General features: G+C 75.2%; 17 protein-coding genes. 8 read left to right on the forward strand and 9 right to left on the reverse strand.

Annotated elements, in window-relative coordinates; translation table 11 throughout:
- Positions 1 to 49 precede the first annotated feature (49 nt).
- The 7 genes from ABZ924_RS15665 to ABZ924_RS15695 all read right to left on the reverse strand — a co-directional run bounded on the left by ABZ924_RS15665 (position 50) and on the right by ABZ924_RS15695 (position 9,753).
- Positions 50 to 1,096 carry a glycosyltransferase gene (locus tag ABZ924_RS15665; RefSeq protein WP_361908907.1) on the reverse strand — a complete coding sequence of 349 codons (1,047 nt, stop codon included), beginning with the start codon at positions 1,094 to 1,096 and terminating at the stop codon, positions 50 to 52.
- On the reverse strand, positions 1,093 to 4,392 hold the full coding sequence (locus ABZ924_RS15670) for a DUF4082 domain-containing protein (protein ID WP_361908910.1): 3,300 nt from the start codon (positions 4,390 to 4,392) through the stop codon (positions 1,093 to 1,095). The genes ABZ924_RS15665 and ABZ924_RS15670 overlap by 4 nt, the downstream gene beginning before the upstream one ends.
- A gap of 23 nt (positions 4,393 to 4,415) precedes the next feature.
- Positions 4,416 to 5,531: a DegT/DnrJ/EryC1/StrS family aminotransferase gene (locus ABZ924_RS15675; RefSeq protein WP_361908913.1), complete on the reverse strand. Its 1,116-nt coding sequence runs from the start codon at positions 5,529 to 5,531 to the stop codon at positions 4,416 to 4,418.
- A complete protein-coding gene (locus ABZ924_RS15680; protein WP_361908916.1) occupies positions 5,528 to 6,334 on the reverse strand; it encodes an acetyltransferase in 807 nt (268 codons plus the stop codon). Before ABZ924_RS15680 ends, ABZ924_RS15675 begins: the two co-directional genes overlap by 4 nt.
- Positions 6,331 to 7,539, reverse strand: a complete 1,209-nt coding sequence (locus tag ABZ924_RS15685) for a DegT/DnrJ/EryC1/StrS family aminotransferase (RefSeq protein WP_361908917.1) — start codon at positions 7,537 to 7,539, stop codon at positions 6,331 to 6,333. Before ABZ924_RS15685 ends, ABZ924_RS15680 begins: the two co-directional genes overlap by 4 nt.
- Complete coding sequence (locus ABZ924_RS15690) at positions 7,536 to 8,528, reverse strand: NAD-dependent epimerase/dehydratase family protein (protein WP_361908919.1); 993 nt, start codon at positions 8,526 to 8,528, stop codon at positions 7,536 to 7,538. Before ABZ924_RS15690 ends, ABZ924_RS15685 begins: the two co-directional genes overlap by 4 nt.
- Positions 8,529 to 8,628: 100 nt before the next feature.
- Complete coding sequence (locus ABZ924_RS15695; RefSeq protein WP_361908921.1) at positions 8,629 to 9,753, reverse strand: Gfo/Idh/MocA family oxidoreductase; 1,125 nt, start codon at positions 9,751 to 9,753, stop codon at positions 8,629 to 8,631.
- A 433-nt stretch (positions 9,754 to 10,186) separates the two neighbouring features.
- On the opposite strand from ABZ924_RS15695, the gene ABZ924_RS15700 reads away from it, so the two are divergent.
- The 3 genes from ABZ924_RS15700 (at position 10,187) to ABZ924_RS15710 (ending at position 13,811) form a co-directional block, all read left to right on the forward strand.
- Positions 10,187 to 11,185 (forward strand): glycosyltransferase, encoded by a 999-nt coding sequence (locus ABZ924_RS15700; RefSeq protein WP_361908923.1) that lies wholly within the window; start codon positions 10,187 to 10,189, stop codon positions 11,183 to 11,185.
- 200 nt (positions 11,186 to 11,385) lie between these two features.
- Positions 11,386 to 12,801, forward strand: a complete 1,416-nt coding sequence (locus ABZ924_RS15705) for an MFS transporter (protein WP_361908924.1) — start codon at positions 11,386 to 11,388, stop codon at positions 12,799 to 12,801.
- Entirely contained in the window at positions 12,798 to 13,811 is a 1,014-nt protein-coding gene (locus tag ABZ924_RS15710; RefSeq protein ID WP_361908927.1) for a TolB-like translocation protein, read from the forward strand. Before ABZ924_RS15705 ends, ABZ924_RS15710 begins: the two co-directional genes overlap by 4 nt.
- 47 nt (positions 13,812 to 13,858) lie before the next feature.
- On the opposite strand, the gene ABZ924_RS15715 is transcribed toward ABZ924_RS15710, so the two are convergent.
- Positions 13,859 to 15,553 (reverse strand): carboxylesterase family protein, encoded by a 1,695-nt coding sequence (locus ABZ924_RS15715; RefSeq protein WP_361908930.1) that lies wholly within the window; start codon positions 15,551 to 15,553, stop codon positions 13,859 to 13,861.
- Positions 15,554 to 15,780: 227 nt separating this feature from the next.
- On the opposite strand from ABZ924_RS15715, the gene ABZ924_RS15720 reads away from it, so the two are divergent.
- The 3 genes from ABZ924_RS15720 to ABZ924_RS15730 all read left to right on the forward strand — a co-directional run bounded on the left by ABZ924_RS15720 (position 15,781) and on the right by ABZ924_RS15730 (position 18,709).
- Positions 15,781 to 16,488 carry an alpha/beta hydrolase gene (locus tag ABZ924_RS15720; RefSeq protein WP_361908933.1) on the forward strand — a complete coding sequence of 236 codons (708 nt, stop codon included), beginning with the start codon at positions 15,781 to 15,783 and terminating at the stop codon, positions 16,486 to 16,488.
- 130 nt (positions 16,489 to 16,618) lie between these two features.
- The gene (locus ABZ924_RS15725) at positions 16,619 to 17,173 is read left to right on the forward strand and encodes a hypothetical protein (protein ID WP_361908935.1); all 555 of its coding nucleotides are present in this window, start codon (positions 16,619 to 16,621) and stop codon (positions 17,171 to 17,173) included.
- Between the two features lie 66 nt (positions 17,174 to 17,239).
- Positions 17,240 to 18,709: a DUF6493 family protein gene (locus ABZ924_RS15730; RefSeq protein ID WP_361908937.1), complete on the forward strand. Its 1,470-nt coding sequence runs from the start codon at positions 17,240 to 17,242 to the stop codon at positions 18,707 to 18,709.
- Positions 18,710 to 19,416: 707 nt separating this feature from the next.
- Here the strand turns inward: ABZ924_RS15730 and ABZ924_RS15735 are convergent.
- Positions 19,417 to 20,037 (reverse strand): TetR/AcrR family transcriptional regulator, encoded by a 621-nt coding sequence (locus ABZ924_RS15735; protein ID WP_361908940.1) that lies wholly within the window; start codon positions 20,035 to 20,037, stop codon positions 19,417 to 19,419.
- Positions 20,038 to 20,162: 125 nt separating this feature from the next.
- Between ABZ924_RS15735 and ABZ924_RS15740 the strand changes: the two genes are divergently transcribed.
- A complete protein-coding gene (locus tag ABZ924_RS15740; RefSeq protein WP_361908943.1) occupies positions 20,163 to 21,890 on the forward strand; it encodes an ABC-F family ATP-binding cassette domain-containing protein in 1,728 nt (575 codons plus the stop codon).
- Between the two features lie 81 nt (positions 21,891 to 21,971).
- A complete protein-coding gene (locus ABZ924_RS15745; protein WP_361908946.1) occupies positions 21,972 to 22,919 on the forward strand; it encodes a virginiamycin B lyase in 948 nt (315 codons plus the stop codon).
- The last annotated feature ends 4 nt before the right edge of the window (positions 22,920 to 22,923 follow it).

Here is a 22,923-nt window from a genome sequence, read left to right on the forward strand (position 1 = left end):
CGGTCCTGCGGCCGCGCCCCGCGCAGGGGGCGGTGGTGCTGATGGTCCATCAAATCCCTCGGCGCTTCCAGGACTGCCACCACAGCCACTCGCGGCCCCGGTCGGCGACGGCCGAGAGCACCAGCGGCTGGAGGTACGGCATCGTGCGGGCCCCGATCCGCCGGCGCAGCCGCAGCGCCCGGTACTCGCCGAGCGAGGTGTAGCCCGGCAGGCACTCGGCGGCGAAGGCCTCCAGCTCCTCGACCGGCACCACGGCGGTGCGGCCCCGGTCGAAGGCGCGGTAGGCGCGGCGCAGGGCGTACCGGGCGAGCCGGGTGCGGGCGGCGACCGACAGCCGGTCCTTGTCCGGCAGCAGGTCGCCGCACTTGTCCAGGACCGTGTCGAAGGCGACGAGGCGCTGGCGCAGGTCGTCGAGCTGCCCGCCGAAGTCGGTGGTGGACATGTTGTTGCCGTGGACGCGGTAGAAGGCCTGGTCGGCCCCGCGGACGTAGCCGACGTCGGCGTGCGCCGCGAGCCGCATCCACATCTCGATGTCGCCGGCGTGCGGGAGTTCGGGGTCGTAGCCCCCGACCTTGCGCTGGAGGCCGGTGCGGACGACCACCTCGGGCGAGGTGATGCACCCGGTGCCCTCCCGGAAGCGCCGCTCCAGCCACCAGTGCCCGGGGTAGACCACCGAGCCGGTGCTGCGGGTGCGGGCCGCGGGGAGCGGCCCGCCGTGCTGGAACCGCAGCGGCCTGCCGTAGGCGAAGCCGGCCTCGGGGTGGGCGTCGAGCAGGGCTGCGGCGCGCACCAGGGCCCCGGGGACCAGCCGGTCGTCGGCCGACAGCAGGGCGACGTAGTCCCCGTCGGCCCACTCCAGAAGGCCCTCGTTGTAGGTGGCGATGTGGCCCTTGTTGTGTTCGTGGACGTGCACCTCGATCCGCGGGTCGGCGGCTGCGAGGGCGCGGGCCACGTCCGCCGAGTCGTCCGGGGAGGCGTCGTCGATGATCAGGACGCGGACGTCGACGCCCTGCTGTTCGTCCAGGACGCTGCGGACGCAGTCGGCCAGGAAGTGGCCGTACTTGTAGCAGGGGATCACGACGCTGACGGTGCTCACTGGCCGGTCACCTCCGTGGATCCGTCCGCCGCGAGGGAGGCCGGGGCGGTGGTGGTGAAGACCGGGCCGACCCAGTAGTTCACCGAGCCGTAGGTGTTGGTGGGGAAGGCCGCGGACGCGCCGTATTTGTAGAGGCCGTTGCCGCTGCCGGGGGCGTCGGCCGGGGCGACCAGCGGGTAGGAGCGGTGGGCCGCGGTGAAGTAGCCGCCGTCGACCGCGTACTTGCCGCCCGGGGCGTGGTAGGAGGCGACGTAGGTGGTGCCGGCGGTGATGGGCACGGGGGTGGCGAAGTGGAGCTGCTGCCATCCGGAGATGGTCTCGCTGCCGAAGGTGCCGGTGGCCAGCAGGGTGCCGTCGGCCTTCCACAGGCTGCCGGTGTGGGTCCCGGTGTTCCCGGGGCCCTTGTAGAAGGTGATGCCGCTGACGTAGCCGCCCACCGCGGACTGGAAGCGGGTGCCGAGTTCGACGGAGTTGGTGTCGTCGGTGACGCTCGGGGTGGCCGGCTCGGCGGTGGCGCCCCACAGGGTGCAGGGGCAGTTCACCGCGGGCGGGCTCGTACTGGTGGTGAAGTTCCAGGTGACCGGGGCGGCCATGGCGTTGCCCCACAGGTCGGAGGCCTGGACGGAGGCCGTGTACGTGGTGTTCAGCGCGAGTTCGGTGGACGGGGTGAAGGTGGCGCTGTTCGCGGCGCCGAGGACCTTGCTGCCGGGGACGCTCGCACCGGCCGGGTCCTTCAGGGTGAAGGCCAGGGTGTCGGCGTCGATGCCCTCGTTGAAGGTGGCCTTCACCTCCGCCGTGATCGCGGTGCCGATCGCCGCGGACTGCGGGGTGGTGGCGGTGACCGTGGGCGGGGTGGTGCTGGCGGTGGCGGTGTCCAGGACGGCGTCGACCCAGTAGTTGCTGCCGTTCGCGGCCGTGGACGGGAACCCGCCGGTCGCGCTGTAGCGGTAGACGCCGTTTCCGCCGTCGGTGCCGCTGCGCAGGGCGGTCAGCGGGGCGAGGCCCGCCTCGGCCGAGGCGAAGGTGTTGTCGAAGGAGTACCCGCCCTTGGGGGCGAAGTAGGAGGCGATGTACGTGGTGTTGGCCTTGATCGGGACCGGGGAGGAAAAATTCAGCTGCTGCCAGCCGGAGGCGGTCTCGTTGGTGAAGGTGCCCGTGGCCAGGCGCTGGCCGGTGCTGCTCCACAGGCTGCCCGTGTGGGTGCCGGTGTTCGCCGGGGACTTGTAGAAGCGGACGCCGGTGATCGAGCCGGGGACCGAGGAGCGGATCTTCACGCCGAGTTCGACGGCGCTGCCGTCGCCGGCGTTGACGGTGCCCGGCACGGCTGAGGCCGGCCAGACGGTGCAGGGGCACTGCTGGGGCCCCACGGTCAGCGGCACGGTGGTGGTGGCGCCGATGTTGACGCTGTCGTCCACCGCGCGGACCTTGATCTGCGCGGAACCGGGCGTGGTCGGGGTCCACTTGTAGCTCCAGGAGCCCACGCCCGTGGCCGCCTTCCAGGTGGTCCCGCCGTCGGTGGAGACCTCGACGCGGGCCACCACGCCGCCGCCGCTGTCGGTGGCGGTGCCGGTGATGGTCACGGGGCGCAGCGCGGGCACGGTGGCGTTCGCCGCCGGGTTGGTGACGGTGACGGCCGGGCCGGTGGTGTCCGTGGACGCGGTCGCCGCGACCAGGTCGCTCTGCAGGGACTTGGGCTGGACGCCCATGTCGGCGAAGACGTTCACCGTGGCCTGCTGCATCCGCTTGTCCTCGGTGACCACCGTGGTGCCGGGGTCGCCGGTGGGCATGTTGGTCAGGCCCCAGGACCACTGGACGGTGGCGGTGCCGAAGACCAGGGCGTGCGAGGTCTGGTCGCGGAAGGCGACCAGGCTGTGGGTGGCGGTGCCGTTGCCGTAGGTGTTGCCGTAGTCCAGGCGCAGTTTGCCGTCGTTGATGTCCACGGTGGTGGAGGACAGCTGGATCTGGCCGGGCGGGCGGGACGCGTCCTCGACGTCGCTGTCCCATTCGTAGCCGAGGGTGCCGGTCGGGAAGGTGGCGGTCTGGGACGGGGTCAGGTTCGCGACGCTGGTGTTGCGCCACAGCCGCATCTTGGCGAACTGGCCGGGGACGGTGATGGCGTCGCTGCGGTAGCCGTTGACGCTGAACAGGGTGCCGGTGAGCTGGTTCTCCGGCTGGTAGGGCCGCCCGTTGGTGGAGCTGGCCGGGTCCATGAAGGTGCCGGTCCAGGTGCCGCTGGGGTCGGGGACGCCGTTGGGCTGGGGGAAGGAGAGCTTGGTCTCCTTGTAGCAGACCAGGGTCCGGTTGGCGGTGTTGGCGCCGTCGATGCTCGGGGCGAGGCGGGTCTTCCAGAAGATCTCGTTGCCGCTGAAGTACGTCTGGTGTACGCCTGCCTTGCGGGCGTTCAGGGCGTTGGTGAACTGCTCCTGGGTCCAGTACTCGTCGTGCCCGGAGGACATGAAGACCTTGTGGTTCTGCAGCTGGGTCGCCCCGCGGGTCGACATGTCGATGCCGGAGACGTAGCTGACGTCGTAGCCGTTGCGCTCCAGCCAGGACAGCATCTGGAACTCGGAGCCGTAGATGCCGTTCTCGCCGCCGATGTCCATGGGCCGGTTGTAGCTGACCTCGTAGGCCCGGCCGTCGGGGGCGGGTCCGCCGCCGTCGTAGAGGTCCTGGCCGCCGTAGTTGTTGTACGCCTGCCAGGTCTGGTCGCTGGTCTGCACGACGATGTCGGAGTGGCTGGAGTCGTTGCGGACGACGAAGGGGTAGGGCATGACGCCGTTGCCGTCGGCCTGGTCGAAGTTGGCGATGTACACGCCGGAGACGGCGTCGGCGGGCACGGTCCACGTCGAGGTGACGGGCCAGTTGCCGCAGTCGACCAGGCCGGTGGCGGCCTTGGTGGTGCAGGAGCGCGGGTTGCCGCCCGGCAGGAAGTTCGCCGGGTAGGTCTGGGCCGCCTGCGCCGCGGTCGACATCAGGCGGGCCCCGTTGCCCCCGTAGTAACCCAGCCGGTAGACCGACACGTGGTACGGGGTCGGAGACTGGATCTTGAACTGCACGGTGTCGCCCGCCTGGACGCTCATCTGGGCGCTGAAGCCCTTGATGTCGCCGTAGGCGCTGGGCGCGAACCAGTCGGACATCGGCGTGCCCGGCTTGGAGTTCTCGCAGACGACCGCGTTCATGCCGGGACCGCAGGGGTCCGCCGCGCCGGCGACCGCGGCCGGAGGGAGGACCGTGGCCATCAGCGCCGCGATCACGGTGAAGAGGCCGTACCTGAGCAACCTCGTCCGTCTGTTCATCTGTACCTCTTGTCTGTGCTGTGTCAGCGCAGGGCGTCGGTGAGCGCGTCCACGACCCGCTGCTGCTGGGCAGCGGTGATCTGCGGGAAGAGCGGGAGCGAGAGCATCCCGTCCGCGGCCCGCTCGGCGTGGGGGAAGTCGCCTCGGCCGTGGCCGAGGTGGCGGAAGGCGGCGGTGAGGTGAACCGGGGCCGGGTAGTGCACGCCGGCGCCGATCCCCTCCGCGTTGAGCTTGCCGACGACGGCGTCGCGGTCCGCGTCGTGGACCCGTACGACGTACAAGTGCCAGACGTGGACGTTGCCCTCGGCGGTGGCGGGCAGGGTGAGGCGTCCGGCGGCCGCGAGGCCGCCGAGCAGCACGTCGTAACGGGCGGCGGCGGCGCGGCGGGCGGCGTTGCCGTCGGCGAGCCGGGCCAGCTTGGCCCGGAGCACCACGGCCTGGAGGCCGTCCAGGCGGCTGTTGAAGCCTGCGGTGTCGTGCTGGTACTTGGCGGTGCCGCCGTGGTTGGCGAGCGCGCGGACGAGGTGGGCGGTGTCCTCGTCGTCGGTGACGACGGCACCCGCGTCGCCGTACGCGCCCAGGTTCTTGCCGGGGTAGAAGCTGGTCGCGGCGATGGTGCCGCTGCCGGGGGTGCGGCCGTCCCGGCTCGCTCCCTGGCTCTGGGCGGCGTCCTCGACGACCCTGGCGTGCGCGGGGAGCCGGGCGGCCAGCTCGGCCGCGGGGGCGCACTGCCCGTACAGGTGGACCGGGACCACGGCGCGGGTGCCCGCGCCGACGGCGTCGAGCGCGGCCTGCGGGTCGATCAGCAGGGTGTCGGGGAGGCAGTCGACCAGGACCGGGCGGGCCCCGATGCGGGCGACCGCGCCTGCGGTGGCGATGAAGGTGTTGGCGGGCAGCACCACCTCGTCCCCGACGCCGACCCCGGTGGCGCGCAGGGCGAGTTCGAGGGCGTCGGTGCCGTTGGCCACGCCGACGCAGTGCCCGACCCCGGCGAAGGCGGCGTACTCGCGCTCGAAGGCGCGGACCTCCTCGCCGCCGATGAAGGCGGTGCCGGCCAGCACGCGCTCGAATCCGGCCCGTACTTCCTCCGCGACCTCGGCGTGGGCCGCCTTCAGGTCGACGAGCGGTATCTGGTTCATCCGGCTGTGCTCCCCTTGCGTGTCTGCGGCCGTGCGTCGGCCGTCTCCTTGCCCGACTCGACCGGTTCCCCGGCGCGCAGTTCCTCCAGGGCGGGGCGGTCGGCCGCGCGCAGCCGGCGGGCGGGGCTGCCGGCCCACACCTCGCCGGGCGGCACGTCGGCCAGGACCGTGCTGCCCATCCCGGTCAGCGACCAGGCGCCGACCGTGGTGTACTCCCGGACCAGGGCGCCCGCGCCGACGTACGCGCCCCGCTCCACCCGTACGCCGCCGCCGAGGCGGACCCCGGAGGCGAGCGTCGCGTAGTCGGCGACCGTGTCGTCGTGGGTGAGGACGGTGTGCGGCATCACCGCCACGTGCGCCCCGACCCGTACGGCCGCGGTCAGGGCGCAGTGCGCCAGCAGCACCGATCCCGGGCCGAGCACCGAGGACGCCGAGACCGCGGCGGTGGGGTGGACCACCGTCGCGTAGCGGCTCGCGGGCAGCCCGAGGCGCCGCACCAGGCGGGCCCGTACGGCGTAGTCGCGCGGGCTGCCGACGCAGACCACCACCGTGGCCTCGGGCAGCCGGTGCACCAGCTCGCTGCCCCCCAGGACGGGCACCCCGTCGACCTCCTTGCCGTGCAGGGCCGGGTCGTCGTCGAGGTGGCCGGCGACCCGGCGGCGCGGGGCGCGGCCGAGCGCCAGGTCGGCGGCGGCCGCGGCCCGTACCGCCTGGGCGGTCTCGCGGGCGAAGCCGCCCGCGCCGACGATCAGCAGGGGCTCGGTGGCCGTCCCGGGCGGGTCCCCGGCTCCCGCCGCGGTCATCCGGCCGCCTGTTCGCGCAGGACTCCCACGACCCGGTCCTGCTGCTCCTCGGTCATGGAGTGGAACAGCGGCAGGATCAGCGAGTTGCGGGTGATCCGCTCGGTGACCGGCAGGGGGGCCGCGCCGTGGCCCGCGTACGCCGGTTCCAGGTGGGCGGCCATGATGCCGCGCCGGGCCGAGACCCCGGCCTCGGCGAGGGCGGCGAGCAGCCCGTCCCGACCCACGGGGAAGTCCTCGGCGAGCAGGACCCAGTACGACTGGAAGTTGCCCTCGCCGTATGCGGGGTCGCGGACCGGGCGCAGGCCCGGGACACCGGCCAGCGCTTGCGCGTACCGGGCGGCCAGGGTGCGCCGACGGGCCACGATCTCGTCCAGCTTGCGCAGTTGTACGAGTCCGACCGCGGCCTGGATGTCGGTCATCCGGTAGTTGTAGCCGACCTCGAGGTAGCTCTCGGCGATCGGCTTGCTGCTCGCGTGCCGCTGCGCCGCGGACACGTTCATGCCGTGCTCGCGCAGTCGGCGCAGGCGCTCCGCCCACTGGGCGTCGTCCGTTGTGATCATGCCGCCCTCGCCGGTGGTGATCACCTTGCGCGGGTGGAAGGACCAGGCGGCGAGCAGGGCTCCGTGGCCGACGGACTTGCCGCCGACGGTGGCGCCGATGCCGCAGGCCGCGTCCTCCAGCAGGGCCGTGCCCCACTCGGCGCAGGCCGCGCGCAGGGCGTGCACGTCGGCCGGCACCCCGCCCTGGTGGACGGCGAGGACCGCCTTGGTGCGCCGGGTGCGCACGGCGTCGACGGTGGCCGGGGTGAGGTTGCCGGTGGCCTCCTCGACGTCCGCGAAGACCGGGCGGGCGCCCAGGTAGCGCACTGCGTTGGCGGTGGCGATGAACGAGAGGGAGGGCACGACCACCTCGTCGCCCGGGCCGAGGTCGAGCGCGATCAGCGCCAGGTGCAGGGCGGTGGTGCACGAGCTGACGGCGATGCCGTGCTCGGCCCCGACCCGCTCGGCGAAGGCCCGCTCGAACTCCGCGACGCGCGGGCCCTGGGCCACCCAGCCCGAGAGCACCGCGTCGGCGGCGGCCCGGGCCTCGTCCTCGCCGAGCCAGGGGATCATGACGGGGATGCGGGCGGGCGGCGCGGGCTCGGCGCCGTGGGCGCCCTTGGTGTCGTTGGTGTCGTGGGCGTCGGGGGCCTCGGGGGCGCTCATCGGCCGGCCTCCCCGGCCGCGTCGGCCGCGCGCTCGGTCCGCCACCACTCGACCAGGTCCCGCAGCCCGGTGCGCAGGTCGATGTCGGCGGTGAAGCCGAGCCGCTGCGCGGCCTGCGAGGTGTCCGCGAGGCGGCGGGTGACACCGTTCACGGACCGGGCCGGGCCGTGCACCGGGGCCATGCCGTCCGCGCCCATGGCCTCCAGCAGCCCGACGGCCAGTTCGAGCAGGCTGGTCTCGGTGCCGCTCGCGACGTTGAACACCTCGTCGGTCAGGTCCGATTCGGCGGCCAGCAGGTTGGCCCGGGCTATGTCGCGGACGTGGACGAAGTCCATGGTCTGGGTGCCGTCGCCCAGGATCAGCGGCGGCTCGCCCGCGGCGATCCGCTCCATCCAGCGGATCAGCACCTCGGTGTACAGCCCGTGGATGTCCATCCGGGGGCCGTACACGTTGAAGTAGCGCAGGGCCACGTAGTCCAGGCCGTACATGGCGTGGAAGCTGCGCAGCATGCCCTCGTTGAAGGCCTTGGCCGCGCCGTAGAAGGTGTCGTTGTTGTACGGGTGGTGGCGCTCGGTGGTCGGGAAGGACTCCGCGAGCCCGTACACCGAGGCGGAGGACGAGGCGATCACCTTGCCCACCCCGGCGGCGGCCGCGGCCTCCAGCACGTTGAACGTGCCGTCGACCATGACCTCGTTGGCCAGCCGCGGCTCCTCCGCGCACTGGGTGATCCGGATGGCGGCCAGGTGGAACACCAGCTCGGCGCCCTCGGTCGCCTTGCGCACGGCGGCCGCGTCGCGGATGTCCCCCTCGACGACGTCCACGACGCCGCTCGGCAGGGCGCGGGCCAGGTTGGCGGTCCTGCCCCGGACGAAGTTGTCGAGGACGACGACCTCGCGCGCCCCGTTGTCCACCAGCAGGTCCACCACGTGCGAGCCGATGGTGCCCGCCCCTCCGGTGACCAGGATCCTCTTGCCTCGTACGCTGCTCAACGCCTTGCCCCCACTGGTTCGGTCATGTCGTGCGGTGTGCTGCCGTGTGCGGTGGTGATGTGGTGCTCTGGTGCTGTGGTGTGCTGTGGTGCCGCGGCGGTCAGCGCCCGGTGCGCAGTCCGACGACGGCGCCGCGGAACTCCAGGCTCCGGGAGGCGGCTTCCAGGATGTCGAGCACCTGGAGGCCGGCCCGGCCGTCGGTGAGTGCGGGCCGCCCGCTCCTGATCGCGGCGGCGAACTCCTCGACCATGCTGCGCAGGGCTTCCTTCTCGCCGAGGGCGGGTGCCACCATGTCGCCGGTCCGGTAGGAGACGAGCATGTCGCGGCGCTCGTCCTCGCCGATCTCCTGCGGGGCCGTCAGGTCCACCCCGCGGTCGAACAGGGCGATGCGCTGGGTGGGGTTGAGGTCGTCCCAGACCAGGGTGCGCTTGGAGCCGCCGACCATGGTCGTGCGGACCTTGACCGGGGACAGCCAGTTGACGTGGACGTGGGCGATGGCGCCGGTGCTGAGCTGGAGCGTCAGATAGGCGACGCAGGACTGGCCGGCGCCGATCGGGTCGGCCCCGTGTGCGGCGACGGCGACGGGCCGTACGTGCTCGGGGAGGATGAAGTCGAGGACCGAGAGGTCGTGCGGGGCCAGGTCCCACAGGACGTCGATGTCCTTCTGGACCAAGCCGAGGTTGATCCGGACCGAGTCGAAGAACTGGACGTCGCCGAGCTCGCCGGAGCGGACCAGCTCCCGGATCCGGGAGACGGCCGGGGTGTAGCAGTAGGTGTGGTCGCACATGAGGGTCAGGCCGCGCTCCTCGGCCTCGGTGACCAGCCGGAGCCCGTCCTCGTAGGTGGCGGCGAGCGGCTTCTCCACCAGGACGTGCTTGCCGGCGCGCAGGGCGGCCAGTGCCACGTCGAGGTGGGTGCCGGCTGGGGTGGCCACGGCGACCGCCTGGACGGCCGGGTCGGCGAGGACCGCCTCGTAGTCGGAGGTGGCCTGGACCGTGGAGTACCGGCCGAGGACCTGCCGGGCGCGGTCCACGTTGAGGTCGACGAGCCAGCGGAGCCTGAAGTCCGCACTGGCCTGGAAGTTGCGGACGAGGTTGGGGCCCCAGTAGCCCGCTCCGACGACGGCCACGCCTAACGGCTCGACCGGCGCCGCCCCTGCGGCTCCGGTGCTCCGCCCGGCGGCCTGCGCAGCGTCCTTCGCGGTGTCCTTCGCGGTGTCCTTCACAGCGTTCCCTTCCTTCCGCGCACGCCCGGGGGCGTGTCGACAACCCATGGCCGGGACGCGTGCGAAGGAAGTGCGCGGGAAACGCCGGGGAAGGCGGTGCCGCCGCCGGCGGCGGTCCGGGCGCCTGCGCGCCGGTCCGTCCTCCGCCGGGCGGTGGTGGCCCCCCACGACCGTTGCCCCACGTGGTGCACGTACTTCCGCCCCCCGGCCGTGCCGGCGCCCCTCGCACCGGTCCGGCCACGGGCAGGCGGCCTGTTTCCCCCACGCCGCCGAACCCGTTCCCTACCCCAACTGCCCTGCTCCCGTTGGATTCCGGTGCCGTACGGGCACGCCGAATCCGGTCGGCTGCGTTCAATCTAGACCACCGGGCCTACGCCCGTGGAGAGTTGACGGAAACGGTCTGTACCGGCGTTCGGGCGTGCATACTTCCGGGGTGACCAGCATCGTGATACCGGCCCACAACGAGGGCCGGGTCATCGGCCGTCTCCTCGACGCGCTCCTCGCCGACGCCGGTGTCGGAGCCGGTGCCGGTGCCCCGGCGTCGGCCGGGCCCGACATCGTCGTCGTCTGCAACGGCTGTACGGACGACACCGCGGCGGTGGCGGGCGCGCGCGGCCCCCGGGTGCGGGTGGTGGAGATCCCGACCCCGTCCAAGCACACGGCCCTGCGGGTCGGCGACGAGCACGCGCGGGGCTTCCCCCGGCTGTACGTGGACGCCGACGTCGAGCTCGGGGCGGCCGACGTCGAGGCCCTGGCCGGTGCGCTCGCCGCCGGCCGGGGGCTGCTCGCGGCGGCACCCGGCCGCGACATCCCGCTGGCCGGCTGCGCCTGGCCGGTCCGGGAGTACTACCGGGTCTGGCAGCGGCTGCCGGCCGTCCGGGAGGGCCTGTTCGGGCGGGGGGTGATCGCGGTGACCGAGCCGGGGCACGCGCGGATCGCCGCCCTGCCCCCGCTGATGGCCGACGACCTCGCCGCGTCGCTGGCCTTCGGGCCGGACGAACGGCAGGTGGTGGAGGCGGCCCGGGTGGTGGTGCATCCGCCGCGGACCTGGGGCGACCTGATCCGGCGGAAGGTGCGGGCGTCGACCTCGTCCGCCGAGCTGGAGCGGTTCCAGGCCTCGCAGACCTCGCAGGCCTCGCAGACCTCGCAGGCTCTGCAGGACTCGCAGGCCTCGCAGACCTCGCAGGACTCGCGGACCTCGCAGGACTCGCAGACCTCGCAACCGCCCTCCGGGGAGGGCGCGGCCGCCGCCCCGTCCGCCCGCACCGGGACGGGGGACCTGCAGGCCCTGCTCCGGGCCCAACCGCGCCTGCTGCCCGGCGTGCTGGTGTTCGTCGCGGCGGCCCTGGCCGCCCGCCGGGGATCCCGCAGGGCCATCCGCAGCGGGGACTTCTCCACCTGGCTGCGCGACGAGAGCAGCCGGCAGCGCTGAGCCCCCGGGCGGCGGCCGGGCAAGGCAGGGCCCAGCCGGGCCGGGCAGGGCAGGGCAGGGCAGGGCAGGGCAGGGCAGGGCAGGGCCGATCAGGCGATCAGGCCGTATGCCACCCGGATGGCCCGTACAACCATTAGGGTTCCCCTCGCACGTGCGAGTGATCGAACCCCGTCCGTCGTCTGCACCGGGAGCTCCAGCGCATGTACCTCGCGGACCGCTCCGCGCCCGCCGGCGCGAAGACGCCACTGCCGCCGGACGGGGGCCCCGCACCCGGCCGGCGCCGCGCCGTCGCCCCCGCCGTCCTGGCGCTGGGGACGGTCAGCCTGATCACCGACGTCTCCTCCGAGATGGTCACCGCGGTCCTGCCGCTGTACCTGGTGGCGGGGCTGGGCCTGAGTCCGCTCGGCTTCGGCGCGCTCGACGGCGTCTACAACGGGGTCAGCTCGCTGGTGCAGTTGACCGGCGGCCACCTCGCCGACCGGGTCCGCAACCACAAGCTGATCGCCGGGATCGGCTACGGCCTGTCCGCGCTGTGCAAACCGCTGCTGCTCCTCGCGCACGGCCTCGGGCCGATCGGCCTGGTCCTCGCCCTGGAGCGCACCGGCAAGGGCCTGCGCACCGCCCCGCGCGACGCGCTGATATCGCTGTCCACACCTGCCGCGCTACAGGGGCGCGCCTTCGGTGTGCACCGGGCCATGGACACCGCCGGGGCCCTGCTCGGACCGCTCGCCGCCTTCTTCATCCTGAACGCGGCGGTGGGCGGCTACGACGCCGTCTTCGGCGTCAGCACCTGCGTCGCCGTGCTCGGGGTCCTGGTGCTCGTGCTGTTCGTGCCGTCCGGCGCGGCCGCACCGGCGGCCGGACCCGCACCGGCGGCCGGGACCGCGCCGGGCCGGCCGGAGGCCGTGGACCTGCGGGCGGCCGCGGGCCTGCTGCGGCTGCCCCGACTGCGTGCCCTGGCCGTCTGCGCCGCCCTGCTGGGCCTGACCACCGTCAGCGACGCCTTCCTCTACCTGCTGCTCCAGGAGCGGACCGGCATCGCCGAGCAGTGGTTCCCGCTGCTCCCGCTCGGCACCGCCGCGGTGTTCCTGCTGCTGGCCGTGCCGGCCGGGGCGCTCGCCGACCGGGTCGGGCGCCGCACCGTGTTCCTGACCGGGCACGCCCTCCTGCTCGCCGGGTACGGGCTGCTGCTGTGGGCCCCGCGCTGGCCCGTGCTCCCGTACCTCGTCCTCGCGCTGCACGGCATGTTCTACGCCGCCACCGACGGGGTGCTGCCCGCCGCCGTCGCCGCGACCGTGCCCGCGCGGCTGCGTGGAACCGGCCTCGCACTCGTCGGCACCGGCCAGGCGCTCGCCCGCTTCGGCTGCTCGCTGGCCTTCGGGGCCGCGTGGACGGTGTGGGGTGCCGCTCCGGCGCTCGCCGCCGCCGCGGCCGGCCTGTGCTGCTGCGCGGCCGTCGCCGGCTTCGTCCTCCGCCCGGCCGCCGCGGCGGGTGCCCCTGACGCCGACCCCGGCGCCGAACCCGGCGCCGACGGCGACGCCGCCCGGGATCCCGCACCCGCCCCGGACGCGGGGCTCCTGCCCCGGCCGCCCCGAAACCCCCGAGGACACCGATGACGCGCAACCGCCGACTGCTGATCCTCGCGCTGGCCGTGCTGCTCCTCGGGAGCCTCGGCACGGTGATGGTGCTGCGGGCCGCGGCCCGCGCCGGGCAGACGCGGGAGGGCGATCCGACGGTCGCCCAGGGGCAGGTGACCCTCGACCACAAGGACGGGCTGCTGTTCCTCAACGGCGCACCGGGCCCGCACCGCGGCGCCCTCGTCTCCGTCCCGGACCGGACCCCGCAGGGCGAGCGCGCCGCCTCGGAGCTGACCTGTCGGCGCTTCCACGCATCCGCCGGCACCGGGGTCTGCCTGGACTCCCGGCCGGGCGCCCTCGCCCAGGACAACCAGGCCCGCATCGTCGACTCGGGGCTGCGAACGCTGCACAGCTTCCCGCTCGCCGGCACGCCCTCCCGGGCCCGGGTCTCCCCCAGCGGCCACTTCGCCGCCTGGACCGTCTTCGTCAACGGGGAGTCGTACGGCGCCGCGTTCTTCTCCACCCGCACCTCGATCGTGGACACCCGTACCTGGACCCTGGAACCGGATCTGGAGAAGTTCTCCATCGAGCTGGACGGCCGGCCGTACACCTCGGGGGACGTGAACTTCTGGGGCGTCACCTTCTCCAGGGACGACGACACCTTCTACGCCACCCTCGGCACGGCCGGCCAGACCTACCTGGTCAAGGGCTCGATCGCGCGGCGCAGCGTCACCACCCTCGCCCGGAACGTGGAGTGCCCGTCGCTGTCGCCGGACGAGACGCGGGTGGCGTACAAGAAGCGGGTGGCGCGGGGCGCTTCGCTGTGGCGCGAACACGTGCTGGACTTGCGGACGCTGCGCGAGCAGCCGCTCGCGGAGAAGCGCAGCGTGGACGACCAGGCCCTCTGGCTCGACGACCGCACCCTGGCCTACGCCCTGCCCGCCGACGGCGCGCCGGACACCAGCGACCTGTGGACGGTCCCCGCCGACGGGTCGGGCGAGGCGCGGCTGCTGACCCCGGCGGCCTCGTCCCCGACCCGGCTCGGCTGACCCGGACGGACCGACCCGGCCCGGCAGGCAGATCCGGGCGACGCGCCTCACATGCGCGGGCCCCAGCCCGATTCGTCCCAGAAGCGGAGCTGTCGCTGTTTGGGCAGCTCGGACAGGCGGGTCACCTCGGGTCCTCCGAGGATCAGGGCGGTGGGGCGGCCGGGGGCGAAGGCGGGCAGGGCGGAGGACCGGCCCGTGGACGGCACCCCGGTACGGGCGAAGGAGGCGACCAGGTCGATGAAGGTGTCCGAGACGGTCCGCTCGAGGTCGGTGTCGCCGAAGACCGGCGCCTGGCTCGGCAGCCGGTGGGTGCCGAACAGGAACCTGGAGGTGGCCTCGTGCGGGGTCCCGAAGTGCGGGGCGTGCACCGGGTGGGCGAACTCCGCCGCGTACACGGGGGAGGTGCCGGTGCGGGCGTGCCGTTCCGCGAGGCGGATCACGGGCCGGCGGAACAGGCTGTCGCCCCACACCTCGGTCCACAGGGAGAGCGGGTCCGTCGGCAGACGGTCGGCGAGGGCCGCGCTGCGGTAGTCGGCCACGCAGCGGGCCACCAGGTCGTCGGAGACCGCGGGCGCGCCCCTGAGCAGGCAGGCCCGGACGGCGGCGTGCAGCTGCTCCTCGTTCGTCGGGGCCGGGGAGGGGGACGGGGAGGCGGGGCCGGTGAAGAAGGAGCCCTCGGTCGCGGTGTGGACGGAGAGGACCGGCACCCGGGGCGTGGGCAGTTCGTGGTCGTAGCCCCGCATCCAGTGCCCGTCGACGACCGGGCCGCGGTACGCGCGCCCGCTGCCCAGGGCCCGCTGCTCCGGGCGGCCCGCGAACAGCTGCTCCCAGGCCGACTTCAGCCGGGCCGCATCGGCGTCGCGCAGTCCCGCGACGGTGGTGCCGAGGGCCGCGGCGAGGCGTTCGTACGCGCTGACGGAGTCATCGGGGGTAAGCGCCATCGCGGGCGCCCATACGTGGGCGGCGCTGATCGGCACGATCCGGCGGACCACGGGGCGCAGTTCGGGCAGCAGGGCCAGCTGCCAGGTGCTGGAGCCGCCGGCGGAGGTCCCGGCGAGGGTGATGTTGTCGGGGTCGCCGCCGAAGGCGCGGGCGTTGGCCCTGACCCAGTGCAGGAGGGCGGCCTGGTCCTGGAGGCCCCAGTTGGCGTGGTGGCCGGTGTCGGGGTCGGCGAGCTCGGGGTGCGATCCCCAACCCAGTGCGCCGAGCCGGTAGTTGAAGGTGACGACGACCAGGTCGCCCCGGTCGGCGAGGCGCTGCCCGTCGTACACCTCCTCGCTGCCGGCGCCGAGGAACCAGCCGCCGCCGTGGATGTAGACCAGGACCGGCCGGGAGCCGGCGGTGTCGGGAGTCCAGATGTTCGCGTAGAGGGAGTCCTCGCTGCTGCCGGGCAGGACGGACTGGTAGGAGGGGCTGGAGAAGGCGGTCGCCTCGCGGACGCCGCGCCAGGGGCGGGGCGGGCGGGGGGAGGCGAAGCGCAGCGGTCCGACGGGGGGTGCGGCGTACGGGACCCCGCGGAAGACGGCGGTCCGGCCCTCGGTGGTGCCGGCGACCAGACCGGCGGTGGTACGGGCGAGCGGGCGGCTGCCGTCGCCGGTTGCCGATGCGGCTCTGGTTGCGGCGCCTGTTGCCGCTCTGGTTGCGGCGCCGGCGGCCGGTGCGCCCGCGGTCGCGGCGACGGCCACGGCCGCTGCGGCGCCGGTCAGCAGCGTACGGCGGGACGGCAGGGCGGGGGTGGACATCCGGTCCCCTTCTCTCGGTGGGTACTCGGTGGGTACTCGGTGGGTACTCGGTGGGTGGCGGGCGGGCGACCCCGAGCCTGCGCGCGGGGCGCGGGCAGCGGCAACGATCCGCGGGTCAGTTGATCAAGTGCCGCGGTGCCGGGCCGGACCCATCCGGTGGAGCCGCGACTCCGAAGGAGCAGGGAACGGCCGTCTGTGCGCGGCGGGTCGAACGGCGGAGGTATGCAGTGGATCACCACAGGCCCGCCGTGGCGGGTGGCGGTGCGGCCGACCGGCCCGCGCTCGACGTCCTCGGCGGCGTCGCCGAGCACGGCGCCGTCCTGCTGCTGCCGGGGAGGCGCTGCGGGGGATCCGGGGAGCCGTCGCCCGGGACCGTTCTGCCCTCGTTGCGCATGCGGCCCTTCGCGGCGGCGGTCCTGCGCGCCACGCCCCGCGAGCGCGTCCTCGTCGGCCGCGTCCGCTACCGCCACCAGGGCCGGCACGCCGACCGGGCGGACCGGGCGGACCGGGCGGACCCGGTCCATGACGCCCGCCGGGCCCTGCGGGAGCTCCGCGCGCTGGCCGGTCCGCTTCCCGTGGTGCTGGTCGGCCACTCCGCGGGGGCCCGCGCGGCGCTGGCCGCCGCCGGCGATCCGTATGTCCAGGGCGTCGTGGCGCTCGCCCCGTGGTGCCCGCCGGGCGTGCCGGTCGGCCATCTGCGCGGCCGGCACGTCATCGCCCTGCACGACGAGGCCGACCGCGTCACCCGGGCCGTCGACACCTGGTCGTACCTTGCGCGGGCCGACGCTGCCGGTGCCCGTGTCCTCGGCATCGCCATGCCGTACGGCGGCCACGCCATGCTCCGCACCGCGCGCGACTGGCACCGCCTGACCGCGGCCTTCGCGGCGGCGATGTTCGGCCTGGCCCCGTTCCCCGTGCCCGCGTACGGCCGTTGACGCCTCCGGGTCCCCGGGCCGGGATCTACAGTGGCTTGCCGACAGGTGGGGGGAAGCCATGGGGACACGGGGCGGTTCAGGCGGAGCCGGGCGTCACGGCCTGCCGCATCGCAGTCTGCCGCGCCGCAGTGTGTCGCGTCGCAGTCTGCTGCGTTGCCTCGCGCTGGGTGTGCTCACCCCGGCGGCAGCCGCGTGCGGCGAGGTGGGCGCGCCGGAGAGCCTCGGCTTCGCCGACGTCCAGGAGCGTGCGCCGGCGGCCTGGCTGCTCGGCCTGTGGCAGGTCGAGGACGCGCACGGCCTCCGGGGGCTGCTGTACGTACTGCCCCAGGGCACGTGGCGCATCCAGGTCGACGGCGCGGAGACGGACTCCGGCCGGTGGCGGCTCCAGGACGGCCGGCTCGCGTGGACCGCCGACGGCGGAAGGCCGGGCGCCGTGGACGGGGTCCCGGACACCGTGGGCGCGGCCCTGTCGAGGGTGTACCGGCTCTCGGGCGGCCCCGCCGGGGGCTACGACAGCGTACGGGCCCGGTACGACAAGGGCCGTGTGGTGCTGGCCTTTTCGGGCGGCGGTGGCGGTCGCTCCCCCGGCCGCACCGTCACCTGCACCTGGCTCGACGACGGTACGAAGTGCGGGAACGGCTGTGACTCGCCCGAGCGCAGGATGCACCTGCGGGGTCCCGGCTGACGGCCTGCTTGCTATCCTCGCGCGCCGCCGGACGGGCGGTCGGGGACGGGAAACGGGTGGGCCCGGATGAACGGGATGGGCGGGATGGGCGGGATGGGCGGGGAGGGCATGCCCCCTGCGCTGACGGCGCCGGCGGACGTGGCCGGGGCGGCCGAGGAGCTGATCGCCGGGGACGGCGGTAGCCCGGCGGCGTACGAAGGGCTGCTGGATGCGGTCGTCCGGGCGGCGGGGCGGGACCGGGCCGCACTCGCAGCGGCGCTGCGGCCGGTCGCGCAGGCCTGGGCGGGGGTCCGGCGGCCGCGGACGCTCGCCGCGGAGCGGCTGTTGGCGGTCGTGCGCAGCGCCGCCGAGCCGCCCGCGGAGCCGGGCCCCCGCCCCGAGGGTGGCGACGGCCGGCCCTGGCTGGAGACCTGCCAGCACGAGGCGGTGCACCTGGTGCTCGCCGAGCGCATCACGGAGCTGTGTGCGGGGCTGCGCCGGGGCGTGGCGGTGCCGATGCTGCTCGCCACGCCGAGCCGGGCCGACGGAGCGGTGGACCCGCGGGAGCTGGTGATGCGGCTCACCGAGTACGAGCAGGCGGGCGTCCGGCCCGGGCCCGCCGACCTGGGGCAGGCGCTGCTGCGCTGCGGCGGCGGACCGGCCGACACCGAAGTGGTGGGCGCAGCAGCGGAGCTGACGCTGCCGGAGGGACCGCGGATTGCCGCGTGGCTGGGCCGGGGCGGGCTCCCGCAGCCGGAACCGGCCGTGGAACGGGAGCCGGGCGCTCCGCAGCCGCCGAGCCGACGCCGCGGCGCGCGCGTGGGGCGGCGGATCCTGGTGGGCACCGCGGCCCTCGACGGGCGCGGCGACTTCCCCCGGACGTTCTGGCCGCTGTTCCGCCGGTTCGAGCCGCTGATCGGCTGCAACCACCTGCTGCTCGGGCACCGGGAGCGGCACGCCGCGGCCGCCCTGCCGTGGCATCCGGAGATCGTCGCGGCGCGGCTGCTGACGGAGGTCGCGGCCGCCGCGGACCAGGGCGGCAGCGGCGGCCCCGAGTTCCTGCCGGCGCTGGCGCAGAGCCCGGGGCCGGCCGGTCCGGCCGTGCACCTGGCGTTGGCGTACGGGCTGGGCGCCGCCCAGGAGCCCGACCGGGCCGCTGCCGCCGGCGCCCTGCTGACGCTGGCCGGGCGGGACCGCCTCGACGGGGCGCTGCTGGGCGGGGAGCTGGCCAGGCTGCTCCTGCTGGGCACGCTGAAGCCGGCGGCGGTCACGGAGTCGCTCCGGCTGGCCGCACAGCCGCCGGGCGGCGGCCGCGCGGTCTGGGCGGTGCTGGCCGCGGCCCTCCCCGAGCTGCTGTCCGCGGTCCGCTCGGGCGCCCTGCCGCGGCTGCACGGTCCGCTGCTGGCCCTGGCCGCGCACTGCGCCGGCGCCTGCGGCGCACGCGGGCCCCTGCCGGGCCTCGACGCCCTGGCCGGGCAGCCGGGTTCATCGCAGCCCGTACGCGAGGCCCGCCGCCTGCGGAACACCCTGGCGGGGGCCGGTGTCGCCTGCGAGTGAGACCGCTGCCCGCAGGCCTCAACGGTCCCTCCGGACGGCCTGGTTCTTCGCACCCCGTACGCGGCGGCGGCCACCCGTGGGACACCGTGTCGGGGGGAATCGGCGCCGGCGGATGAGCCCTGCTGCCCGCACTCAAGCCCGCCGGCCGGCCACGACCCGGCCCAGCCGGACGGAGGAAGACCCAACGCCCCGCCCGGGCAGCCGGATTCGTCGCGGCCCGTACGCAAGGCCCGCCGGCGCGGGACACCGTGGCGGAGGAATCGGCGCCGGCGGATGAACCCCGCTGCCCGCACTCAAGCCCGCCGGCCGGCCACGACCCGGCCCAGCCGGACGGAGGAAGACCCAACGCCCGGACCGGACGTCCGGGTTCGTCGCGGCCCGTACGCAAGGCCCGCCGGCCGCGGGACACCGTGGCGGGGGTCGGCGTCGCCGACGGGTGAAGGGGCCACCCGGGGGCGGTCCGCCCACCGGGCGGGCCCCGGACGCGCAGAGCGCCCGGACAGGCTGGGCCGTCCTCGGCGCCCCGGACGGGCGGCCGGGCCCGTCGCAGCCCGGTACCTCAGGTCCGCCGCCGGCGGGGCACCCGGCCTGCGAGGGCGATCCGCTCTCCGGGGCCGGACGAGCCGGTGGCCGCACGCTCGCGCCTTGTTGCCGCCCCTGATCCGAACGTTCGCGACGGCGGGCGTCGGCCGGGTCCTCGCGCGGGGTCAGGAGAACGCGCCGGCGCGGGCCGCCGCGGCTGTAGCGGCCGCCGCGCGGCCGGGGAGGGCCGGGTCCGGGGCCGTGCGCAGCAGGAGCAGCTCGTGGTACACGGGCGCGGTGGCGGCCACGAGGAGCGCGCGGGAGTCCGCCGGAGCGGGGATCTCGCCGCGCGCGGCCGCCCGGGAGACGACCACCGCGCAGCGGGCGTAGCGGTCCTCCCAGAAGCGGCCGAGCGCCTCGGCGGCCTCCGCGGAGCGGAAGGACGCGGCGATCAGGGCCGTGGTGAGGCCGGTGCCGGAGGCGAGGGCCTCGTAGACCTCCTGGTTGAGCGCAGCGAGGTCCCCTTCCAGCGAGCCGGTGTCGGGCGGCGTCCACGTGTCGTCGGCCGCCGCGTCGAGGACGTCGACGAGCAGTCCGCCCACGTCGCGCCAGCGCCGGTAGACCGTCGTGCGGTGCACGCCGGCGCGCTCGGCGACCGCGTCCACCGTCAGGCCGTCGTAGCCGGCTTCGAGCAGGAGCGCGCCCACGGCGTCCAGGACTTCGGCGCGGACGCGGGCGCTGCGCCCGCCGGTGCGGCGGCGGGCGGCGCCTTCGGAAATACCGCTTGCAGGGGTGCTGGAGTCCATGGCAGCATCTTAACGCAACAGTCGTCGCTTTAAGGAGTTCCCGGTGCTCATCTTCCGCAGCAACCCCCGCAGCCCCCGCCGCACCGCCCGGCACGCACCCAGCCCCGAACCCCTGGAGCCGCTCAGTGACCGCCCAGCTCACCGCCCTTGACGTCACCAAGTACTACGACGGCCGCCTGGTCCTCGACTCCGTCACCTGCACCGTCCCGTCCGGCACCCGCCTCGGCATCGTGGGCGAGAACGGCTCCGGCAAGTCCACCCTGCTCCGCCTCCTCGCCGGCGCCGAGCGCCCCGACCGCGGCGAGGTCATCGCCCGGGCCGACGGCGGCATCGGCCAGCTCGCCCAGGAGGAGCAGCTCCCGCCGCACCTCACCGTCCAGCAGGTGATCGACCGCGCACTGCACGAACTGCGCGCCATGGAGCAGGAGTTGCGCCGCATGGAGGCCCTGATGGCCGGGGCCTGCACCGAAGCCGAAGCCGACGCCGGCGCCGGCTCCGGCGCGGCGGACGATCCCGCGCTGCTCACCGCGTACGCCGACCTGCTCACCGCCTACGAGCTCCGCGGCGGCTACGAGGCCGACGCCCGCCTCGAACGCGCCCTGCACGGCCTCGGCCTGGTCGGCCTGGACCGCGAGCGCACCGTCGACGGCCTCTCCGGCGGCGAACAGGTCCGCCTGCGCCTGGCTTCGCTCCTCGCCGCCGCACCCGAGGTCCTGCTGCTCGACGAGCCGACCAACCACCTCGACGCCGCGGCCCTCGCCTGGCTCGAGGACCACCTGCGCAGCCGCCGCGGCACGACCGTCGCCGTATCCCACGACCGCGTCTTCCTCGAGCGCGTCGCCACTTCCCTGCTGGAGGTGGACGGCGACCTCCACACCACCACCCGGTACGGCAACGGCTACGCGGGCTACCTGGCCGAACGCGCGGCCGAGCGGCAGCGGCGGGTCCAGGCGCACGAGCAGTGGCGCACCGAGGTGGCGCGGCTGCGCGAGACGGCCGCCACCACCGCCCGCCGCGTCGCTCCGGGCCGGGCGATGAAGGACGGCAACAAGATGGCCTACGACCGGGCCGCCGGGCGGGTCCAGCAGTCCCTGGCGAGCCGGGTCCGCAACGCCGGGGAACGGCTGTCGCGGCTGCTCGACCGGCCCGTGCCCGCGCCGCCGGAGCCGCTGCGCTTCCGGCCCGCGCTGGACGGCCGCGCCGACACCGGCACGGGCACCGGGATCCGGCCGGGCGCCGCCCTGCTCCACGCCGACGGCGTGTCGCTCGCCGGGCGGCTCGCCCCGGTGGACGTCACGCTCTCGGCCGGCGACCGCCTGCTGGTCACGGGCCCGAACGGCGCCGGCAAGAGCACCCTGCTCGGGATCCTGGCCGCCACCGTGGCCCCCGACCGGGGCCAGGTCGTACGGCGCGGGCGCGTCGGCCTCCTGGCACAGCAGGCCCCGTCCGGCCCGGCCGGGCGCACCGTGCTCGCCGCGTACGCCGAGGGGCGGGCCGGCACCGCCGAGGAGCACGCCGAAGGGCTGCTGTCCCTGGGGCTGTTGGGCGCCGAGCGGCTGCACGTACCGGTCGGCGCCCTGTCGGCCGGACAGCGGCAGCGGCTGGCGCTGGCCCCGCTGGTGAGCGAACCGGCGGACGTCCTGCTGCTGGACGAGCCGACGAACCACCTCTCCCCCGCGCTGGCCGAGGAACTGGAGGCCGCGCTCGCCGGATTCCCCGGTGCCGTGGTCGTCGTCAGCCACGACCGGCAGCTGTGCGCCCGCTGGCGGGGCACCCGGCTGGACCTCGCCACCGCGGCCGAGGCGGTGCCGGCGCCCGTGGCCGCCACCGCGGCCGTGGGCACGGCCGCCTGACACCGGCGGGGCAACGCCGCCGCGGCACCGCCCGCTCGACATCCCGTCGCCCGACCGCAAATCGCCCTGAAGGGACGCCGCTTGACCACCTCCTCTGCCTCTTCGCATCACGTCCGCACCTTCCCCGTCGCCGACCCCGCGTCCGGCCCGTACGCCCTGGCGGCCGGGGCCGACGGCGCGCTGTGGTGCACCCTCGTGCACACGGGCGGCATCGCCCGCCTCACCCCCGCAGGGCTGCTCGACGAGTTCGCGCTGGACTCCGCCGGCTGTGGCCCCTCGGTCATCACCGCGGGGCCGGACGGGGCCCTGTGGTTCACCCGCATGCGGGACGACCGGATCGGTCGGATCGACACCGCCGGGCGCGCCCGCTCGTACCCGCTGCCCGGCGCGGCCGCCGGTTCCGCTCCGTACGGCATCACCGCGGGTCCCGACGGTGCGCTGTGGTTCACCCTGACCGCCGCCGACCGGATCGGCCGGATCGGGACGGACGGTGAGGTGACCGTGTTTCCGCTGCCCTGCACGGGTGCCTTCCCGGCGTTCATCGCCACGGGGGCGGACGGCGCCCTGTGGTTCACCCTGAACCGCGCCGGCGCCATCGGCCGGATCACCACGGGCGGCGAGGTCACGCTGTACCCGCTGCCCGACCCGGAGTGCGGGCCGGTCGGTCTGGCGGCAGGTCCCGACGGGGCCCTGTGGTTCACCGAGATCGCCGCGGGGCGCATCGGCCGGATCACCACCGCAGGGGAGATCACCGAGTTCGCGCTGCCCGATCCGCAGAGCCGCCCGCACGCGATCACCGCGGGCCCGGACGGCTCCTGCTGGTTCACCCTGTGGGGCACGGGCCGCATCGCCTCCGTCTCCCCCGGCGGCCGCATCACCGAGCACCCGCTCCCGGACCCCGGCAGCGAACCGCACGGCTTGGCCTTCGGCCCCGACGGCGCCCTCTACACGGCCCTGGAGCACGGCGCGATCGCCCGCATGCCCGCGGACGCGGAGTCGCCGGAACACGGTGCGTGCGCGCCTCGTTGATCCT

It is taken from the genome of Streptomyces sp. NPDC046876 (assembly GCF_040645035.1).
Taxonomy (GTDB): Bacteria; Actinomycetota; Actinomycetes; order Streptomycetales; family Streptomycetaceae; genus Streptomyces.